The sequence below is a fragment of the Rhodococcus sp. NPDC057297 genome (assembly GCF_042667435.1).
In the GTDB taxonomy this organism is placed as follows: Bacteria; Actinomycetota; Actinomycetes; order Mycobacteriales; family Mycobacteriaceae; genus Rhodococcoides.
The window spans coordinates 189,957-207,999 of the sequence record NZ_JBHUZE010000001.1; the positions used below are offsets into that span (position 1 = coordinate 189,957).

An 18,043-nucleotide genomic window follows, 5' to 3' on the forward strand; every position below is an offset into this window, starting at 1 on the left:
GGAGCCCGCAGGAACGACTCCAGTGAGCAGGAGTGGAGCCCGCAGGAACGACCCACTTATGCTGTCCGGTATGACTTCCGTCGAATTCAAGGCAACTGCTGACCTGGCCGACGAGATCGGGCCTGAAATCCGCAGCTGCGATACACAATTCATTCAGTTCGGCAAGAACACCGAGTTCGCCGGGCCGATCACGACGATCAAGTGCTTCCAGGACAACCTGCTCGTCAAGCAGACTCTCGGTGAGCCGGGTAACGGTGGAGTCCTGGTGGTGGATGGCGATGCGAGCATTCACACCGCGCTCGTCGGCGACATCATCGCAGGCAAGGGAGTCTCCAACGGCTGGGCCGGGGTCATCGTCAACGGTGCCATCCGGGACTCGGCGATTCTGCGGACTCTCGACATCGGCGTGAAGGCACTCGGCACCAATCCCCGTAAGAGCACTCAGACGGGCTCCGGGGAGAAGAACGTTCCGATCGAAATCGGCGGTGTGACGTTCAATCCGGGCGAGATCGTCTACAGCGACTCCGACGGCGTGGTCGTCGTATAACTCGCCGAAAATCCACCCACCTGTTGTGCGTCCGCTAGCCCTCGGAACGCACAACAGGTGGGTGGATTTCGCTTCGGATCAGCGACGCACCCGCGGAACCCCGCGCCATTCGTCGAACAGGAACAGAGCGAGCGCGACGACGAGCATTCCCGACGCGATCCAGGCCGCGCCTACACCCAGGCCCCGTACGGCGAAGGCGCCGAGTACGGCACCGGCGAGGAATCCTGCGATGACCGATCCGAAGTTGACGGCCCGTAGTCCGGCGGCGGCGTCACGGTCGGACAGTCGGTGGTAGATCGCCTGCGAGAAACTGCGAAGGTTGCCGGTGGTCATCGTCGTGCTGAAGGCCTGGTCGACGAGCACCCTGAAGGTCGTCACCTGCAGAGCAGCGACGAATGAGATGGACACCGTGACAACGGCATTCGGCACTGATTCCGGGACGAAGCCGACGGCGAACAGCACCAGGATCTCGATGACGAGGACGGCGCGGATCGGCCGACGAACGATCCGGCTCACGGCGGGGCTGGACAGGGATTCGGCGACGAAGACACCGACGACGAATGCCATCAACGGCGGGAGGTATCCCGCCGCGGACCGCCAATGGCCCCCTGCGGCATCGATACCGAAGAGGACCACGTTGGCGGTCTGGGCGTTCGCGAACACTCCGTCGCGCGTCATGAAGGTGTAGACGTCGACGAAACCGCCGACCGCAGCCAGAAGGACGCCGAGTCGGACGGACTCCGAGGTCACGACCGGCTGTCGATTCTGTTCCGGCACGGCCGGATGCTACCTCGCTTCGTGAGTGGAAATGTAGGCTCTGGCCTACATTTCCACTCACATAGGTTATTTGACGAAGTTCAGCAGCGCTTCGTTCACTTCCTGGTAGTGCGTCCACAGAAGTCCGTGGGGGGCACCTTCGACCTCGACGTACTCGGCCTCGGGGAATGCCTTGGCGAATTCGCGTCCCGTCGAGTCGATGGGGAGGATGTTGTCCTTGGTGCCGTGCAGGATCAGGGTCGGCTTGCCGGACTCGCGCACCTTCTGCACGTCGCCACGGAAGTCTTCGAGCCACGTCGGGACCACAGCGTAGGCGGCTACCGGTGCGCTTCCTGCCGCGGTGGCGAAGTTGGCGCGCACGGTTGCTTCGCTGATGCGGCTGCCCAGGTTCTCGTCGAGGTTGTAGAAGTCCTTGTAGAAGTTGTCGAACCACGCGAAGCGGTCTTCGCGAGCGGCTGCGTCGATTCCGTCGAAGACCGACTGCGGGACGCCTGCCGGGTTGTCGTCGGTCTGCAGCAGGAACGGTTCGAGCGATGCCAGGAACGCGAATTTTGCGACGCGATCCGTGCCGTACTTGGCGGCGTAGCGTGCCAGTTCCCCGGTGCCCATCGAGAAGCCGACGAGGATGACGTCGGTCAAGTCGAGTTCGGTGAGGACCGCGTTCAGGTCGGCGGCGAAGGTGTCGTAGTCGTAGCCGGTCACGGGCTTGCTGGACTTTCCGAATCCGCGACGGTCGTACGTGATGACCCGGTAGCCGGCTTTGAGGAGCTCACGGCTCTGGCGCTCCCAGGAGTTGCCGTCGAGCGGGTAGCCGTGAATGAGCACCACTGCCTGCCCGCTGCCGTGATCCTCGTAGTAGACGTCCACAGGTGTGCTGTTTTCCGTGCCCACATTGACGAAAGCCATGTTGTTGCCTTTCCCTCGGGATCTTCCGAGCGGAGAACGGACGTTCTCCCGCCATGGACTACGGTAGAGAACGATGGTTCTCTGCGCAAGGAGGTGGTGGCAGTGGAAACGAGCGACGCACGATCGGCCGTCTTGGTAGCCGCTGACGAGCTCTTCTACACACGTGGAGTCCAAGCAGTGGGTATGGACGAACTGCGCACCGCCGCCGGAATCTCGCTCAAACGCATGTACTCCCTGTTCCCGTCCAAGTCGGACATCGTGGCCGCGGTACTTGCCGGCCGCACCGCGGTGTGGAACGAGCGCATCCTGATGGAGGCCTCCAAGCACGACTCGCCGCGAGACAAGGTCCTCTCCATCTTCGACTTCCTGGACGCCTGGTTTCGTGAAGACAACTTCCGCGGATGCGCCTTCATCAACTCGTTCGGCGAGCTCGGTGCAACCATGCCGGCCGTCGCCGACGCCGCACACCGGCACAAACGCGAATTCGTCGAGTACGTGACCGATCTGGCCGTCGAAGCAGGATGCCCGCAGGATCTCGGCCTTCAGATCGCATTGCTCGCCGAGGGCGCGCAGACCACCGCAGCCATCTCGGAATCTCCCGAGTCCGCAACCGCGGCAAAGCAAGCCGCGACGGTCCTTCTCGACGCGGCGAGCCGATGAGCGCGGCCGGCCGATGAGACTGAAAGCGTGCATCAACGGCCCTCGAACACCAGCCGAGCACAGCGCAATACCGGTCACCCCGGACCAGATCAGGACAGAATCCCTCGCCGCGGTGAACGCAGGCGCCGAGGCAATTCACCTACATCCGAAGACTCCGGACGGCACCGATTCGCTTGCCGCAGAACACGTGGCCACCGCAGTTCGCGCTGCCCGCGAAGCCGGAGTTCCGGTCGGCGTCACTACCGGAGCGTGGAGCACACCCGACGCCGTATCCCGGCTGGCCGCAGTCGAATCCTGGACCACCCTGCCCGATTTCGCGTCGGTCAACTGGCACGAGGAGGGCGCGGCGGATCTGGCAAGACTGCTGGTGCGCCGAGGTGTCGGCGTCGAGGCGGGTCTGTGGACCGCCGCAGCCGCACGCGCATGGCGGGCCTCCGGCCTCACCGGAGACTGCATACGGGCCTTGCTGGAAGTCCAGCCGGGAGATACCCCGGACGTCGCCGACGAGCTCGTCGCACTCACCGAATCGAGTGGGGTACCGCTGCTGCTGCACGGCCAGAACGACACGTGTTGGGCCACTCTACGATCGGCAGTTGCACGCGGATTGGCCACACGCATCGGCCTGGAAGACACCCTCACCCTGCCCGACGGCTCCCTTGCCACCGGAAACTCCGATCTGGTGACCTCTGCGCTCGCATTTTTCCGAGTCTGACGAAGTCCGCCGGTAATGTCCGAAGTGTGAACCTTCGCTCGGCAGTACTCCCCCTTGCAGCTGCCCTTGTGCTTGTCTCGTGTTCTGCTGAGCAGAGCTCGCCTGCACCCACCGATCCAGGAACCATTCGCACTGCCGACGCCCAGGCCGTCGTCGACCAGTTGGTGAGCGCGGGAGCGCCGGCCGCCGTCATCGCCCTTCGGGACGGCGACAGTGAATGGGAAGGCGCGGCGGGCGTCGTCGAACGCGGGTCCGACGAGGCCGCGTCGGCCGAAGATCCTCTGAGAATCGCCAGTATCACCAAATCCATGGTGGCGGCCGTTGTTCTGCAGTTGGTCGACGAGGGGAAATTGACCCTGGAGACAACCGTCGACGACGTGCTTCCCGGTCTTCTGCCCAAGCCGGTGACCGTCCGTCAGCTGCTCGATCACACCAGCGGTTTGCCGAACTATCTCGAGACTCTCGTGCCGTCCGACGCAGCGGGGCTCGTCGAGGCCGCCGACGACACCTATTCCGACGACGAACTGATCGCGCTCGCGCTGGCACAGCCGTGGCCCGCGGCTCCTGGTGCCCAATTCTCCTACTCCAACACCAACTACGTCGTGCTCGGCCAGATCGTTGCTCAGCTCGACGGCAGGAGCATCGCAGATTCGTTGGACGAGCGGGTGTTCGAACCACTACAGATGACGTCGACGTCCTATCCGAGCGTCGCCGCCATTCCGGAGGACGGCCTGCACGGGTACATCCTCGAAGGTGACACTCTCATCGACATCAGCGATGTCGATCCGTCGATCTGGTCGGCAAGCGCGGCCGTCGTCTCCACCGTCGGCGACGTCAACACGTTCTTTCGCGCTCTGTTCGACGAGACCCTGCTACCGCGAACGCTCGTCGACCAGATGCAGCAGGTGACCCCGTCGGGGTACGGCCTGGGTTTGCTCGTCGGCGGTGACGCGTGCAATCCGGGGGCGGCCGAGGTGGTGTTCGGTCAGCGCGGCAACGGTTTCGGGTACCGCACACTGTCGTTCTCCAGTCCCGACGGCGGCAGGCAGGTCACTCTCGGATGGACGGCGTCGGCCATCGACCCGGCGACGGATCCATTGGAGCAACCCGCCCTGAACGGTCTCGTGGCCGGCCTCGCCGCCACCTGCCCGGCGTGAACGTCAGAGAACGGTGACCCAGCCGTGCGCCTGGTCTCCGGTCAACGCGTCCTGATGGCGCTTGCGCAGCGTCGACGAGACAGGGCCGAGCACGGGCGCGGATCCGACGGCTCGGCCGTCGATCTGGAAGACGGGCGCCACTCCTGCTGACGTGCCGCACACGAACACCTCGTCGGCGATGTACAGCTCGGTGAGGTCGACGACGCGTTCCTGCACTTCGAGTCCTTCCTCGCGGGCCAGCGTGAGGATGGTCCGGCGGTTGATGCCGTCGAGGATGTCGCTCGTGACATCGGGAGTGATCAGGGAACCGTTTCTGACCAGAAAGATGTTCGCGGCGCTGAGCTCGCAGACGTGGCCGTTGATATCGAGGAAGATGCAGTCGTCGAAGCCGCTGTCGATGGCGTCCTGCTTGGCGAGCACGGAGTTGACGTACGCGCCGTTGACCTTGGCTCTCGACGGGATGGCATTGTCCGGGATTCGGCGCCACACACTGGTTTTCAGGCGCATCCCGTCTTGCGGGACGATGGGCACCGCGTCGTACAGGAAGATGGACACCGTGGTGCTCAAACCACGGACTCGTGTGCCCGGAATGGACTCGTCCACATGGACGGTCGCTCTGACGTACACCTCGCGCTGAGGGTCGTTGGCCTGGACGACCTCGCGCACGACCTGGGTGAATCGTTCGTACGTCCACTGCTGCGCGAACGTGTCGATCCCGATTATCCTGCAGGACTCCAGAAGCCTCTGGAAGTGATCCTGAAGTCTGAACGCCGTGCGCGTCTCCGCCGATACGTGCACCGGGAACACCGTGTACACGCTGAGCCCGTACAGGACTGCGGAAGTGGCGACCCCCAGCTTCGCGTCATGGGCTTCGACGATGCCGTTTCCGAAGAACACTTTGCCGTGAGGAGTAGCCATGCGGGGATGCTATCGGCTGCCGCAGCACCGGCGACACCGATTATCCGGCGTAGGGTCTGTAGTCATGGTTCCTACCAGAACACTGTGGCAGAACGGCCCCACCGTCGGCGCAATCGGCCTCGGCTGCATGGGCATGACCTGGGCATACAAAGCTGACGAGCACTCCGAGAGTCCCGACCGCATCATCGGCCACGCTCTCGATCTCGGGGTGAACTTCATCGACACCGCCGACGTCTACGGACCGTTCACCAACGAGGAAGTGGTGGGCGCAGCCATCGGTTCCCGGCGCGGCGAGGTCACCTTGGCAACCAAGGGCGGGCTCGAATCACACGTCGGCGACGCTGGGGAACCGGTCATTTCGGGCCCCAACGGTCACCCGGACCACCTACGTTCGGCCATCGACGACTCGCTCAGGCGACTCGGAACGGACTACGTGGACCTCTATTACCTGCATCGCCCCGATCCGAAGGTCCCCGTCGAGGACAGCATCGGCGCGATGGCGGAGATGGTGCAGGCCGGTAAGGTGCGCGCACTGGGCGTTTCGGAGTTCACCGTCGATCAGCTGGACCGTGCACAGTCGGTACATCCCATTTCAGCCGTGCAGTCGGAACTGTCGTTGTGGACGCGGGATCATCTCGCGACGTCTCTGGCGTGGACCGAACGCAACGGCGCCGCCTTCGTACCGTTCTCACCTCTCGGTCGCGGTTTTCTCACCGGCAACTTTCGTGGATCAGCGCCTGCCGCGGACGACTTCCGCGCGCAATTGCCCAGGTTCAAGCAGGAGAACCTGGATGCGAACATGGCCATCGTCGACGCTGTCGCCTCCGTCGGTCACGAGGCGGGAGCCACCCCTGCGCAGGTTGCCCTGGCGTGGGTGCTGGCACAGGGTGAGCACGTCGTCCCCATTCCCGGTACGCGGCGCTCGTCACGACTGGACGAGAACGCAGGCGCCGCGTCGGTACGCCTGACCCCCGCTCAGCTGCAGACTCTCGACGACCTCCCGGACCCGGCGGGGGCGCGTTACTGATCTCTCCGGGTGTCGAACACGCCTTCCTTCTCCCGAACTTGTCGGACTCCGGTGATACCAATGGAGCTACAGGCCAAGACGTGCAAGAGAAGGGAGTGTCGATGCGAACCGTCGAAGATCGTTGTGAAGGAACGCTCGTCATCCACGCAGTCGGCGACGCCGAATGCACGGAGCCGGACTGCGTGGACATGGAGTACGTCCGTCATTTCCTCGTGCTGGACTGCGAGGAGGTCACCGGCGGATGCCAGTGCGTCGGTGTGATCGACCTGGCCGAGGCGTCGTAGGCGAACTCCGCCCCACTGGGGCGAGCTGAGCAGCCGTGCAGAAGAACCGGCCCTCACTCCCAGACGATTCGTTCAGCCAATTCGAGCAGTTTTCGACGGCGGGTCGGGCTGGTCTCCCCTATCCGTGCGATCCGTCCGTACAGGTGCGCTCGGAAATCGGTGAGCGCGGACAGGTTCTGTTGGTCCGGGCCGGTGACGGCGCAGTTGTGCAGGATTGCGCGCAATGCGTCGTACTCTTTCCGCGGCACCGACGGCCAGTCGTTCACCACCAGGCCGGTGAGCTGCTGGCGCTTGTGTGCACGACGCACGCGGGTCTTGTACGGATGGACCGCGAGGCCTTCGTCGGCGATGATCGTGCTCGCGCTCCAGATGATCTTGTCCGCGTCGATGTCGCCGGAGAATGCCAGGTCGTCGGCGTACCGTGTGTACCTCGCGCCCAGGGACTTCGCCAGCGCGGTCAGCCGAATGTCGAGCCGCCGCGAGACGAGGTTGGCGAGCGCAGGGGACGTGGGAGCGCCTTGCGGTAGATGGCGAGTGCGCAACAACGACGCAGTGGCGTAGGGAAATCCGTTCAGCTGTTCTGCGGGCGTAGTCGTCGTACAGAGGTAGGCAAGGTTCCACGCAACAGATTTCGGATAGCCGAGCGCATCGAACACCGCGACGACACGCTCGATTCCGATCGAGGGAAAGTAATCCTTCAGATCCACCGAGACCACGACGGTGTGCCCCGCATGCGGAATCCCGAACGTGCGTGGGCTTCGGCCCTTGACGAATCCGTGCGCAGCACTGTGAGCAGGAACGTTGTCGAGTATGCGCCGCAGTATCTTTCGCTGGATTTCACGCAACCGCGGTTTGGGTATCTCGAGAATTCGGAATCCGACTCGCTTGGGTACGGGCGTGACGCGGTAATGCCGAAGCGGCGTCGCGGCCGTCCGGAGCCGGGACTGTGCGTCGGTGAACCACTCGATTTCGCTGATCGTCAGATCGAGCGATTCCGCCAGGTCTCCGGTACTCGCGTACCGAGGGACGTCGAACAACCACGGCTTGAAACCACCTGTGCGACGTGATGGTTCGACGGTGGCAGGCTCGGGTAGCAGTGGGAGCCCGGTGATGAGTCCGCGGAGCGATTCCGGGTCGTACGGCGCGACCGGCGACAGGTCGATCAGACGATCCGCCAGACGCGGCGCCTTCTCACCCAGAATCGGCAGGAACGCCTCTTCCAGGCCACCACGCGTCCACGGAGCATCCGCAGCGAGCGACGCGAGCCACGCCGCCATCTGCGGGCTGAACTGACGGCTCATCGAGGCACCCGTTGCAGGTGCAGCGGCGCCGGACGACCTGAATCTTGTGTACTCGGCGCCGTCAAGCACGCGGAGCGTGCGGACCGGCGTCGGACGCAGTGACCAGTTCTTCTGTCTCGCCCAGGGGTTACCCCTGAGATCGGCCCAGCGGACCGACTCTCGCCCGTGCACCGCTGCATGATCTCCACTGTGCCAGACGAAAACCGTCGTCCGTGATTACTTGCTCTGATCTACACATGCTCGGACACCAGGACTGCTGAGGTGTCGGCGTTCAGTGCTTCGAAGATGTGGGGCGCGTCGCCGGGGTAGCTGATGTAGTCGCCCGGGTGGAGCTCGACGGGCTCGTCGGTGGGCCCCACGAGTGCTCGGCCGGCGGACAGGATCACGTGTTCGACGACGCCGGGTGAGTGTGGGTCGGATCTCCGAGGCTCGCCGATCTGTGCGCTGACGAGATAGATGTCGCGGCGTGCGTTCGGTGGGCAGGAGGCGAGCAGCGTCGCTACGTAGTCGGCTGTGTCGGAAGAGAACTTCGGCCCCTCTCCTGCTCGGATCAGCTGCACGCGTGGTTTCACCGGCTCGACCAACCGAGCGAACGGGACGTTCAGTGCCACGCTCAGCGCCCACAGTGTTTCGACGCTGGGGTTACCTGTTCCTGATTCGAGCTGGGACAGGGTCGACTTGGCTACTCCTGCGCGTCGGGCCAGCTCGGCCAGCGACAGCCCCATCCTCGTTCGTTCGCGGTGCAGGGACGCGGCGATGGCGGCGATCGGAGCGGACATGGTTGTTCATTCTATCGGTACAAGCGTCCATCTTGACGAACACAGCACTTGGGGTTCATTATTCTGTCCATGCGTTCGATCTGGCGAACCCGCCGTGACATCGGCCTCGTCTGCCTCGCCGACGGCCTCGTCGGTGCGTCGTTCGGCGCCATCGCCGTCGGCGCAGGCCTTCCCATCTGGGTTCCTATAGCGATGTCGGTACTGGTCTTCGCGGGTGCGGCTCAGTTCATCGTCGTCGGAGTGCTCGCAGCAGGGGGAAATCCGCTCGCCGCGATGGCCGGCGCACTACTGGTGAACACGCGTCTCATTCCACTCGGATACTCCGTCGGAGATTCGTTCGGCGGAGTGTCCTGGACTCGCAAAATTCTGGGTGCTCACCTCGTGACGGACGAAAGCGTGGCGTTCGCAACCGCCGAGCCCGATCCCCAGCGTCGACGATCCACGTTCTGGCTGTGTGGCGTCGGCCTGTTCGTCGCGTGGAACATCGGGGTGCTGGGCGGGGCATTTCTCGGCGGGAGGATCACCGATACCGCTGCCCTCGGACTGGACGCCGCATTTCCGGCGGTGCTCATCGCGCTCGTTGCTCCCGCGCTCCGCGATCCGTTGACGAGAAACACCGCTCTGCTCGGCGCGGTGATCGCCGTAGCTGCGGCGTTGATTCTGCCGCCGGGCCTGCCGGTGTTGCTTGCCCTGGCAGCGGTGGTGCCCGCGTTCGTGGCAACGAAAGCAACGACATGAACTACGTGCTTCCCATGGTCGGACTCGCGGCGGGAACCCTGGCGTTTCGGCTCGTCGGACCGTACCTTCGCAGCCGAACGACTATCTCGCCCCGCGTCGAGCGACTGGTGTCCGTCGCTGTGGCCGTCATCTTCGTGGCGTTGATCGCAACGTCCGCACTGATCGTGGACTACGGGTTCGCCGGGTTCGCCTGCCCGGCCGGTGTGCTCGTCGCCGCCGTTCTTGCCTGGCGCAAAGCACCGTTCGTGACGATCGTCGTAGCAGCCGCCGCTACAACTGCGGCGCTCCGATGGTTCGGAGTTGCGTGATAATGGGCGCCATGAATCCCACCCCCACCGGCCTCCTCCGCGCCACCGCATCGGGCGTCGACGTGGAGATCACCCGCGAGATCACGTCAAGCCGCGACGACGTGTGGAACAGCGCCACCGATCCCGATCGGACCGCCCTGTGGTTCGGACCGTGGGAGCGGCTCGCAGACAATCGAATTCGTGTCCAGATGGTATTCGAAGACGGCGAGCCGTGGATGGAGATGAACATCGACGCCTGCGAGCCACCGCGGCGACTTGCGGTGTCCACCGCCGACGGATGGGCGCTCGAACTCGTGCTGACCGGGGATGGTCCGGTCACCACCGTCACCCTGATTCACCATCGTGAGAGCACCGACGGAGTCGGTGAGATCGGGCCCGGTTGGGAGTACTACCTCGACATGCTGATCGCATCACGGACAGGCGCCGAGCAGCCGACATTCGAGGAGTACTACCCCGCCCAGAAGGAGTACTACGAGTCGCTCACGCCTCGGTAGCGGCGCGAGGCAGCGATGATTCTGGCGATGCCGTCGGCGACGCGCGCGATCTCGTCGGCGCCGACCTCCTCGCCGACGGAGTCCGCCCAGGCATGCTGATCGTCTCGCAACGTGGCCACCGTCTCGCGCCCACGCTCGGTCGGCTGAAGCAGCTTCGCCCGTCGATGTCGGGGATTGTCGACGTATTCCGCCCACCCCTTGTCGACGAGGATGTCGGCGGTGCGTTGCACACTCTGACGTGCCAACCCCAGGCCGACGCGACGGGCGATCTCGGCCACGGCGAGCGGTTCGTCGAGGGTCGCACCCAGCACCTGCCACCAGGCAGGCGTCAAACCTGCGGGTGCTGTGATGTCCTGTGCGGCAGCGAGGAATTCACCGTTCAGCTCGAAGGCGGGAAGCACGATGGACGTCAACGCATCACCGGCGGGAGTTCTGGTCATGCCCCGGCCAACTGCTCGTAGTACCTCTTCTCGCCGGTCGTGTAGAGCCCGTACCAGGCGTCGACGATGCTCTGCGGGAACAGTTCCAGCGCCTCGAACACAGCCTTGGCGAACTCGAGCGGCGCCGTACCCGGAGCAGTGATGAGAGTGCCGTCGGCGACGGTGCGCTCGTCCCGGTACCGATCGGTGCCGGTGTACTGCTCTGTCGCCGTGAGGAATTCCGGAGCATTGCTGGTGTGCGGCCGTGAGTTCAACACGCCGAATCGAGCGAGCCCCAGCGTCGCACCGCAGATGCCGCCGACGGTGACGCCGCGATCCAGCAAGTCCACAGCCAAGCCCAGGACCTTGTCGTGCCCTTCCCCCCACGTTGCACCGCCGGGCAGAATCAACGCCGCGACGTCCGCCGTGTCGAGGTCGGCGAGGTCGCCGTCGGGCAGGATCTTGATTCCGCCGAGGCTAATGACCTGTCCGCCGCCGTCGGACAGGACCAACAGGCGGTAGCGCTCGTCGCCTTGCTCGTTGGCCATGGCAATGCCGGCGACCAGATACGAGTACTCCCAGTCCGCCATCGTGTCGGTCGCGTAGAGAACGATGTTCTTCGCCATGACTACCTCCGTGACTGACAGTGTCCTGTCAATCTACGATCATGACAGCACACTGTCAATGTAGGCCACGCGACGCCGAATCCGGGTACACGCAACTACACACGGGCATACTGGAAACATGGTCGTCCGCGCTCGCTGGCCCAAGAGCCTCCCGCTGCAGCCGCTCCCCTCCGAATCGTGGGCAAAACAAGAGCCCACGTGGAAGGGCGCCAATCCCCAAGTCATCGAATCGGCGTTGAAGCGAGCCAAGACCCGGCCGTCGGGCAACTGGTTCGTCTTCGCCGCGAGCCGCGACGTCGGGACCAAGGAACCGTTCGGCAGGACTGTCGGCGGAATGGAGCTGGTGGCCTGGCGCGACGAGAACCGCGGCATTCACATCGCACCCGGATCCTGCCCGCACCTCGGTGCGCCGCTCGACAAGGCGAAGATCGAGTGCGACACCCTGATCTGCCTCTGGCACGGCATGCCACTCGGACCGAAGGGACGCCCCGGCTGGCGACCCTTCCCGGCCTTCGACGACGGGATCCTCGTCTGGGTTCGCCTCGACGACCTCGGTGGTGAAGAGCCCACGGATGCGCCCCTCGTACCCGTCCGGCCGCCCGCCGCCACGAGCGTCGATGCCGTGATCACCCTGACCGGCATCTGCGAGCCCGACGACGTCGTCGCCAACCGACTCGACCCGTGGCACGGTGCGTGGTTCCACCCGTACTCGTTCGCCCGGCTTCGCGTACTCGACGCCCCCACCGACATCGACGTCCCCGACGAGGACGACCGCTTCCTCGTCGACGTCACCTTCCGCGTCAGCCGCGGCGTCGGCGTCCCGGTGACAGCAGAATTCGTCTGCCCGGGCCCACGCACCATCGTCATGCGCATCGTCGACGGAGAAGGTGCGGGCAGCGTCGTCGAAACCCACGCGACGCCCCTGGGCCCCGGTCCCGACGGCAAGCCTCGAACCGCCGTCATCGAAGCCACCGTCGCCAGTTCCGACCGCAAGGGCTTCCGGATTGCCCGACGCGTGGCGCCGTTGTTGCGTCCGCCGATGGGCTGGACAGCCGCCAGGCTGTGGAAAGACGACCTCGACTATGCGGAGCGTCGCTACATGCTCCGGTCGAAGGGGCTCTGACGGAAGACTGAACTACGACGAGGTCGGCGCCACGCGTTCTGGGATCTTGCCCGACGGCTATCACCACGTCCGTCGACGTGAACTGATCGGCTCGGGACGCATTGCCTTCGACGCTGCAGCTGAAACGCTGATGACCTGGGACATGCACCGGCGGTCGTTGCCTCGGGTGCGGCCGTCTCGTGGCCGGGTGGAAGTCGGCTCGACGGTGTCACTCGTGGCGGGGTTTCGCTGCGAGGTGGTGTATCTCGTCCAGGAGCCCGGCCGCATCGGCTTCGCCTACGGAACCTTGGGCGGCCACCCCGAATGCGGCGAAGAGTCTTTCCTGGTCGAGTTCGACGCCGGTGATGTCTACTTCGTGATCACAGCCTTCTCCCGACCCGGGACCTGGTACGCGCGGCTGGCAGGTCCGGTGGGCCGTTGGGCGCAGCAGCGGATCACCGATCGTTACGTTGCGGCGCTTCGCAGTTGAGCTGCCGCTCAGACGACGCGCGCGATTTTGTCGAAGACTCGGTATCGCCCGCGGGTCGGGACGGTCCAGATGTCGTGCCCGGCGAGGCCCCAGCTCTGCAGCAGGGTGTTGGCGGCGTGCAGACCGGTGGTTGCGGCGCGTTCCATGAGGGCGACCGGCAGGTCGATGCGGATGCCGTCGCCGGCCAGCACGAGTCCAGGTTCGGGCGTACGCACCGTCGGCCTCCTGGCGAAATCACCCAGGCCGAACAACGGACAGTCGTTGCGCCATTCCGATCGAGCCGCGATCACGGTGGCATCGCGGGTCTCCGGATAGATCTCGTGCATGCGCGCCATCAACTGTTCGCGGGTGACGTCCTCGGATTCGGTTGCTGCGTAGGCGTGCAACTCCACGACGGATCCGCCGGTGCGGGAGGCCCACTCAGCGGCTTCGTCCTCGAATCGTTCGAGGACGCTGATGTTGTCGATGGGCGGCATTCCACCGGTACCGATGAACGGTGGACGGTCTGCGTCGACCGGCTTGTCGAGCCAGACTCGGTGTACGAGGAAGGGCGGAGTGTTCTGCAACGCTGCGACATCCGCGCGCCACTCGTCGGTGCCGAGTGAGCCGACGAGACTCTGCAGCCCCTTGATGTCGGCAGCCAGGACCACACCGTCGAACGTCTCGCCGTCGACGGAGAATCCTCGCTCGATCGACGACACCGAGGTTCCCATTCGGAAACCGACTCCGAGCCCACGCAGATACTCGCCCAACGGTTCCCACAGAGTCTGCGGGTACGGGCCGGTAGGCACGTCGAACACGAGCCCCTCGGACGAGCCGAGGAAGTACAGGTGGAACATCATCGCCAGCTCGGCGGCCGACATCTCCTCGGGATCGGCGAAGAAGCTCCGCGAGAACACTCCGAAGGCCAGGTGCCGTGCAGCCTCGGGGAAGTTGATGCGTCGCAGAAATTCTGCTGCCGGGACCTCGTCGAGCTGCTCGTACGTCCCGGGAACGCTCACGGTCATGAGCGGCAGCGCGGCAATACCGTTCAGCGCCTTGAGGTCCCGCCACCGGAACGTCGGACTCTTCCCGACGAAGGCGACGGCGTTCAACCCCGGCGTCGACGGCAGGCCTTTGAATCCGTCGATTCGGCCGTCCGCGTCGATCAGCGGGTAGTCCTCGACGGCATGCAGGCGCTGCAGACCCGGATCGGTGCGCTTCAACACATTGCGGAGGTTGTAGTACTGCCGGAAGAACGCGTGGAAGCCTCTGCTCATGGTGGCCGTCGAACCGTCGTCCAACGTGGTGGACCATCCGCCGACGCGGCCGCCGAGGAAGTTCTCCTTCTCGAAGACCTCCACGGACACACCACGTTCCGCCAGGGCAGCTGCCGCCGACAGTCCGGCGATACCGCCGCCGACCACCGCGACGCGCGGAACCGACGCCAACGACGACGCCGACGCGTACCCCGCCGCCGCTGGATGCAGAACGCTCTTCTTGTCAATCACGCGGCCGCGCCCCCAGGAAAGTGTGCACGATGCCGTTCTGCCACCCCGTCATCGTTTCGGTGTCGAGCGAGGTGAACCCTGCGTGCTGCATGCGTCGAGCGAATTCCGAGACACCGTCGAAACTGGTGACACTGCGCCACAGATGGCGGTAGAGCGTGAAGTCGCGGGTCGCGGCGTACCCGAGCGGGATGATGATCGCCCAGCAGACCAGCGTCCAGACGATCTTCGCGCGCAGCGACTCCTTGACCGAGTACTCGTGGAACGCAATGGACGATCCTGGCTTCAGCAGGGACAGCAGTGATCCGAGAACGGCGTCCGGATCACCCACGTTCCGAACCAGATACGCCGCCAGAATCCCGTCGAAGGGCCCTTCGACGCCGTGAGAGGCAAGGTCCTCGACCCGCGAATGAACGAATGTGACGTTCGATGGCCACTGCTTGCTCCGCGCCACCTCGAGCATCTCCGACGACGCATCGGCCGCGATGATCTCCGCATGAGGCGCGGCCTTCAGCAGCGCAGCCGTGGAAGCACCGGTGCCGCAGCCTATATCGAGCAGACGCAGACCGGCGCCGAGCCCGGGAAGCCGCAGCCGCTCGGCCGACTTCGCGAGATGCGCGTGGTAACCGGGGTTGGCTCCGACGAGCCGGTCGTACGATTTCGCGTCCTGATCGAACGCACTGGGCACCTGGTCACGGGGCAGACCCCGTCGGCCTACGCTCACCAGCCACCACCGTTGACGACCCGAGCAGACGGGCCTCCCTCGATCGAGACGATGTCGCCCTGATGCAGCTGCCGGCCGCGCCGAAGATCCACCTCACCGTTGACGCTGACCACCCCGTCGGCGATGAAGCTCTTCGCCTCGGCGCCGGATTCGATCAGGTTCGCGAGCTTCAGAAATTGTCCGAGCCGAATCGACTCGTCTCTGATCGGTACGTCCACTGCATCAGCCATGCCCCCATCTTGACTCATGCGGGAGCGAAGCGCCGCAATCGCAGACTGTTGGTCACCACGAACACCGACGAGAAGGCCATTGCGGCACCCGCGAGCATGGGGTTGAGCAGGCCCGCAGCCGCCAGCGGAATGGCCGCGACGTTGTACGCGAACGCCCAGAACAGGTTGCCCTTGATCGTCGCGAGAGTCTTTCGCGACAACCTGATGGCGTCGCCGACGGCTCGCAGGTCCCCGCGCACCAGCGTCAGGTCGCTTGCCTCGATGGCGACGTCGGTGCCGGTCCCCATGGACAACCCCAGATCGGCGGTGGCCAACGCGGCGGCGTCGTTGATGCCGTCACCGACCATCGCCACGACCCTGCCTTCGGACTGCAGTTGCGCGACGACGTCGACCTTCCCCTGCGGGAGCACTCCGGCGAAGACTTCCTCGATCCCGACGTCGGCAGCGATCTTCCTCGCGGCAGCCTCGTTGTCACCGGTCAGCATCACCGGGGTCAGTCCGAGCTCACGCAGTTCCGCGACCGCCTGCTTCGACGTGGGCTTCACCGAGTCGGCGACGACGAGCACTCCCCGGGCCTGTCCGTCCCACCCGACGGCGACGGCAGTGCGGCCGTCGCGTTCGGCGTCGGCGAAGGCGGCGGCGAGGTCCGCGGGAAGGGTCATGGACCAGTCGGCCAGCAACGAGGCGCGCCCCAGAACCACGGCCCGACCGTCGACGATTCCCGTCACGCCGAGGCCGGACACGGCCGCGAAATTCTCGACGTCCGGCAACGCGCCGCTGCGGCGGGCGGCATCGGCGATGGCTTTGCCGATGGGATGCTCCGAACCTGCTTCCAGAGCCCCGGCCACGAGCAGCAGCTCGTCGTTCTCGGGAATCACCGAGAGCAGGGACATCTGGCCGGTGGTGACGGTGCCGGTCTTGTCCAGCACGACGGTGTCGATGCGCTTGGTGGACTCCAGGATCTCCGGTCCCTTGATCAAGATGCCCAGCTGCGCGGCGCGGCCGGTGCCGACCATCAGTGCCGTCGGAGTCGCGAGCCCGAGGGCACACGGGCACGCGATGATCAGAACGGCGACGGTAGCCGTGAAGGCCGCGGCGACGGATCCGCCGGTGCCGAGCCAGAATCCGAGTGTGCCGGCTGCGATCGCGATGACGATCGGAACGAAGATTCCCGAGATTCGATCGGCGAGCTTCTGCGCCTGCGCTTTCCCGGTTTGCGCGTCTTCGACGAGCTTGGCCATCTGGGCCAGCTGGGTGTCCGAGCCGACGCGGGTAGCCGTCACGACCAACCGGCCGCCGACGTTCACCGTCGCACCGACGACCGTGTCGCCCAGCGACACCTCCACCGGCACCGACTCACCGGTCACCATCGATGCGTCGACGGCAGAGGATCCGGATTCGACGGTTCCGTCCGTCGCGATCTTCTCGCCCGGCCGGACCACGAACGTGTCGCCTACCGCGAGATCTTCGACGGGAACCTGCTTCTCGACGCCGTCGCGCAGCACCGTCACGTCCTTGGCACCGAGATCGAGCAGGGCGCGCAACGCTGCACCTGCCCGGCGCTTGGACCGAGACTCGAAGTACCGGCCGGCCAGAATGAACGTGGTGACGCCTGCTGCCACCTCGAGATAGATGTTGGCCGATCCGTCCATCCGGTCGATGGTGAGCTCGAACGGGTGTTTCATGCCGGGAACGCCCGCGGTGCCGAAGAACAGTGCGTACAGCGACCATCCCAGCGCAGCCGACGTTCCCATGGACACGAGGGTGTCCATCGTCGAGGTGCCGTGCCGCAGGTTCGTCCACGCGGACTTGTGGAAGGGATACGCACCCCACACGACGACCGGTGCCGCCAGCGTCAGCGACAACCATTGCCAGTTGGTGAACTGCAGAGCCGGAATCATCGCCATCGCGATCACCGGCACCGACAGAACCGCCGAGACGATCAGACGCTGCTTCAGCGGATCCGTCTCGGGCGTGGAGTCCGGCTCGGCAGCGGGGAGTGTCGCGGTGTACCCCGCGGCCTCGACAGCGCCGATCAGATCCTCGACGGGCACACCGTCGGACCGAACCCGCGCCTTCTCGGTCGCGTAGTTCACCGTCGCGGTCACTCCGTCGAGCTTGTTGAGTTTGCGCTCGATTCTGTTGGCACACGACGCGCACGTCATGCCGCCCAGAATCAACTCCGTCTCACTCATGGTCCACCTGCGCGTGTTCGTGACTTGCGGGTGCCTCACCGACAGGGCCGACCGCGCCGCCGATCACGAATGCGGCAAAGAACACCAGTGTGATTCCGAGTACGAAGCCTGCCAGTTTGATCGTCGTGTTCACGCGAAGCACCTCTTTCGTCTCACCTGTTC

23 protein-coding genes are annotated in these 18,043 nt (G+C 65.1%); 11 read left to right on the top strand and 12 right to left on the bottom strand.

Annotation, left to right across the window (positions count from 1 at the left end):
- The first annotated feature begins 58 nt into the window (after positions 1-58).
- Positions 59-547, top strand: a complete 489-nt coding sequence (gene rraA / locus ACFULT_RS00890) for a ribonuclease E activity regulator RraA (protein WP_037110581.1) — start codon at positions 59-61, stop codon at positions 545-547.
- A gap of 78 nt (positions 548-625) precedes the next feature.
- On the opposite strand, the gene ACFULT_RS00895 is transcribed toward rraA, so the two are convergent.
- Together ACFULT_RS00895 and ACFULT_RS00900 are read right to left on the bottom strand one after the other, a co-directional pair.
- Entirely contained in the window at positions 626-1,324 is a 699-nt protein-coding gene (locus tag ACFULT_RS00895; protein WP_378480372.1) for a YoaK family protein, read from the bottom strand.
- A gap of 66 nt (positions 1,325-1,390) precedes the next feature.
- Complete coding sequence (locus ACFULT_RS00900; RefSeq protein WP_176459973.1) at positions 1,391-2,230, bottom strand: alpha/beta fold hydrolase; 840 nt, start codon at positions 2,228-2,230, stop codon at positions 1,391-1,393.
- 93 nt (positions 2,231-2,323) lie between these two features.
- On the opposite strand from ACFULT_RS00900, the gene ACFULT_RS00905 reads away from it, so the two are divergent.
- From ACFULT_RS00905 to ACFULT_RS00915, 3 genes are read left to right on the top strand one after another with little or no spacing between them, the layout of a single operon-like run.
- Complete coding sequence (locus ACFULT_RS00905; RefSeq protein ID WP_037104809.1) at positions 2,324-2,890, top strand: TetR/AcrR family transcriptional regulator; 567 nt, start codon at positions 2,324-2,326, stop codon at positions 2,888-2,890.
- A gap of 13 nt (positions 2,891-2,903) precedes the next feature.
- Positions 2,904-3,602: a 3-keto-5-aminohexanoate cleavage protein gene (locus ACFULT_RS00910; RefSeq protein ID WP_378480373.1), complete on the top strand. Its 699-nt coding sequence runs from the start codon at positions 2,904-2,906 to the stop codon at positions 3,600-3,602.
- A 26-nt stretch (positions 3,603-3,628) separates the two neighbouring features.
- Entirely contained in the window at positions 3,629-4,759 is a 1,131-nt protein-coding gene (locus ACFULT_RS00915) for a serine hydrolase domain-containing protein (protein ID WP_378480374.1), read from the top strand.
- Between the two features lie 3 nt (positions 4,760-4,762).
- Here ACFULT_RS00915 and ACFULT_RS00920 read toward each other — a convergent pair whose 3' ends face one another.
- On the bottom strand, positions 4,763-5,677 hold the full coding sequence (locus tag ACFULT_RS00920) for an aminotransferase class IV (protein ID WP_052059116.1): 915 nt from the start codon (positions 5,675-5,677) through the stop codon (positions 4,763-4,765).
- 64 nt (positions 5,678-5,741) lie between these two features.
- Between ACFULT_RS00920 and ACFULT_RS00925 the strand changes: the two genes are divergently transcribed.
- Both ACFULT_RS00925 and ACFULT_RS00930 read left to right on the top strand, forming a co-directional pair.
- Positions 5,742-6,704, top strand: a complete 963-nt coding sequence (locus tag ACFULT_RS00925) for an aldo/keto reductase (protein ID WP_378480375.1) — start codon at positions 5,742-5,744, stop codon at positions 6,702-6,704.
- A 101-nt stretch (positions 6,705-6,805) separates the two neighbouring features.
- A complete protein-coding gene (locus ACFULT_RS00930) occupies positions 6,806-6,988 on the top strand; it encodes a hypothetical protein (RefSeq protein WP_378480376.1) in 183 nt (60 codons plus the stop codon).
- Positions 6,989-7,041: 53 nt separating this feature from the next.
- Here the strand turns inward: ACFULT_RS00930 and ACFULT_RS00935 are convergent, their stop codons facing one another.
- Both ACFULT_RS00935 and ACFULT_RS00940 read right to left on the bottom strand, forming a co-directional pair.
- Entirely contained in the window at positions 7,042-8,265 is a 1,224-nt protein-coding gene (locus ACFULT_RS00935; protein WP_378480888.1) for a reverse transcriptase family protein, read from the bottom strand.
- Between the two features lie 254 nt (positions 8,266-8,519).
- A complete protein-coding gene (locus tag ACFULT_RS00940) occupies positions 8,520-9,068 on the bottom strand; it encodes a helix-turn-helix domain-containing protein (protein WP_037104796.1) in 549 nt (182 codons plus the stop codon).
- A 69-nt stretch (positions 9,069-9,137) separates the two neighbouring features.
- Here ACFULT_RS00940 and ACFULT_RS00945 point away from each other — a divergent pair, with 69 nt between their 5' ends.
- The 3 genes from ACFULT_RS00945 to ACFULT_RS00955 are packed head-to-tail and all read left to right on the top strand — an operon-like array spanning position 9,138 to position 10,608.
- Positions 9,138-9,806 carry an AzlC family ABC transporter permease gene (locus ACFULT_RS00945; RefSeq protein ID WP_378480377.1) on the top strand — a complete coding sequence of 223 codons (669 nt, stop codon included), beginning with the start codon at positions 9,138-9,140 and terminating at the stop codon, positions 9,804-9,806.
- On the top strand, positions 9,803-10,114 hold the full coding sequence (locus ACFULT_RS00950) for an AzlD domain-containing protein (RefSeq protein ID WP_037104792.1): 312 nt from the start codon (positions 9,803-9,805) through the stop codon (positions 10,112-10,114). Before ACFULT_RS00945 ends, ACFULT_RS00950 begins: the two co-directional genes overlap by 4 nt.
- 11 nt (positions 10,115-10,125) lie before the next feature.
- Positions 10,126-10,608: an SRPBCC domain-containing protein gene (locus ACFULT_RS00955; RefSeq protein WP_378480378.1), complete on the top strand. Its 483-nt coding sequence runs from the start codon at positions 10,126-10,128 to the stop codon at positions 10,606-10,608.
- Here the strand turns inward: ACFULT_RS00955 and ACFULT_RS00960 are convergent.
- Positions 10,584-11,048: a MarR family winged helix-turn-helix transcriptional regulator gene (locus ACFULT_RS00960; protein WP_037104789.1), complete on the bottom strand. Its 465-nt coding sequence runs from the start codon at positions 11,046-11,048 to the stop codon at positions 10,584-10,586. The genes ACFULT_RS00955 and ACFULT_RS00960 overlap by 25 nt on opposite strands.
- Positions 11,045-11,653 carry a DJ-1/PfpI family protein gene (locus ACFULT_RS00965; protein ID WP_378480379.1) on the bottom strand — a complete coding sequence of 203 codons (609 nt, stop codon included), beginning with the start codon at positions 11,651-11,653 and terminating at the stop codon, positions 11,045-11,047. The genes ACFULT_RS00960 and ACFULT_RS00965 overlap by 4 nt, the downstream gene beginning before the upstream one ends.
- 118 nt (positions 11,654-11,771) lie before the next feature.
- Here ACFULT_RS00965 and ACFULT_RS00970 point away from each other — a divergent pair, with 118 nt between their 5' ends.
- Together ACFULT_RS00970 and ACFULT_RS00975 are read left to right on the top strand one after the other, a co-directional pair.
- The gene (locus tag ACFULT_RS00970; RefSeq protein WP_037104786.1) at positions 11,772-12,776 is read left to right on the top strand and encodes a DUF5914 domain-containing protein; all 1,005 of its coding nucleotides are present in this window, start codon (positions 11,772-11,774) and stop codon (positions 12,774-12,776) included.
- The gene (locus ACFULT_RS00975) at positions 12,736-13,245 is read left to right on the top strand and encodes a DUF1990 family protein (protein WP_378480380.1); all 510 of its coding nucleotides are present in this window, start codon (positions 12,736-12,738) and stop codon (positions 13,243-13,245) included. Before ACFULT_RS00970 ends, ACFULT_RS00975 begins: the two co-directional genes overlap by 41 nt.
- Before the next feature lie 8 nt (positions 13,246-13,253).
- Here the strand turns inward: ACFULT_RS00975 and ACFULT_RS00980 are convergent, their stop codons facing one another.
- From ACFULT_RS00980 to ACFULT_RS01000, 5 genes are read right to left on the bottom strand one after another with little or no spacing between them, the layout of a single operon-like run.
- Positions 13,254-14,735 carry an FAD-dependent oxidoreductase gene (locus tag ACFULT_RS00980; protein WP_378480381.1) on the bottom strand — a complete coding sequence of 494 codons (1,482 nt, stop codon included), beginning with the start codon at positions 14,733-14,735 and terminating at the stop codon, positions 13,254-13,256.
- Positions 14,728-15,456: a class I SAM-dependent methyltransferase gene (locus tag ACFULT_RS00985; RefSeq protein ID WP_019667018.1), complete on the bottom strand. Its 729-nt coding sequence runs from the start codon at positions 15,454-15,456 to the stop codon at positions 14,728-14,730. Before ACFULT_RS00985 ends, ACFULT_RS00980 begins: the two co-directional genes overlap by 8 nt.
- Positions 15,453-15,686, bottom strand: a complete 234-nt coding sequence (locus tag ACFULT_RS00990) for an RNA-binding S4 domain-containing protein (RefSeq protein ID WP_019667017.1) — start codon at positions 15,684-15,686, stop codon at positions 15,453-15,455. The genes ACFULT_RS00985 and ACFULT_RS00990 overlap by 4 nt, the downstream gene beginning before the upstream one ends.
- A gap of 14 nt (positions 15,687-15,700) precedes the next feature.
- A complete protein-coding gene (locus tag ACFULT_RS00995) occupies positions 15,701-17,881 on the bottom strand; it encodes a heavy metal translocating P-type ATPase (protein ID WP_378480382.1) in 2,181 nt (726 codons plus the stop codon).
- Positions 17,874-18,014, bottom strand: coding sequence for a hypothetical protein (locus ACFULT_RS01000; RefSeq protein WP_378480383.1), 141 nt, complete (start codon positions 18,012-18,014; stop codon positions 17,874-17,876). The genes ACFULT_RS00995 and ACFULT_RS01000 overlap by 8 nt, the downstream gene beginning before the upstream one ends.
- Between the last annotated feature and the right edge of the window lie 29 nt (positions 18,015-18,043).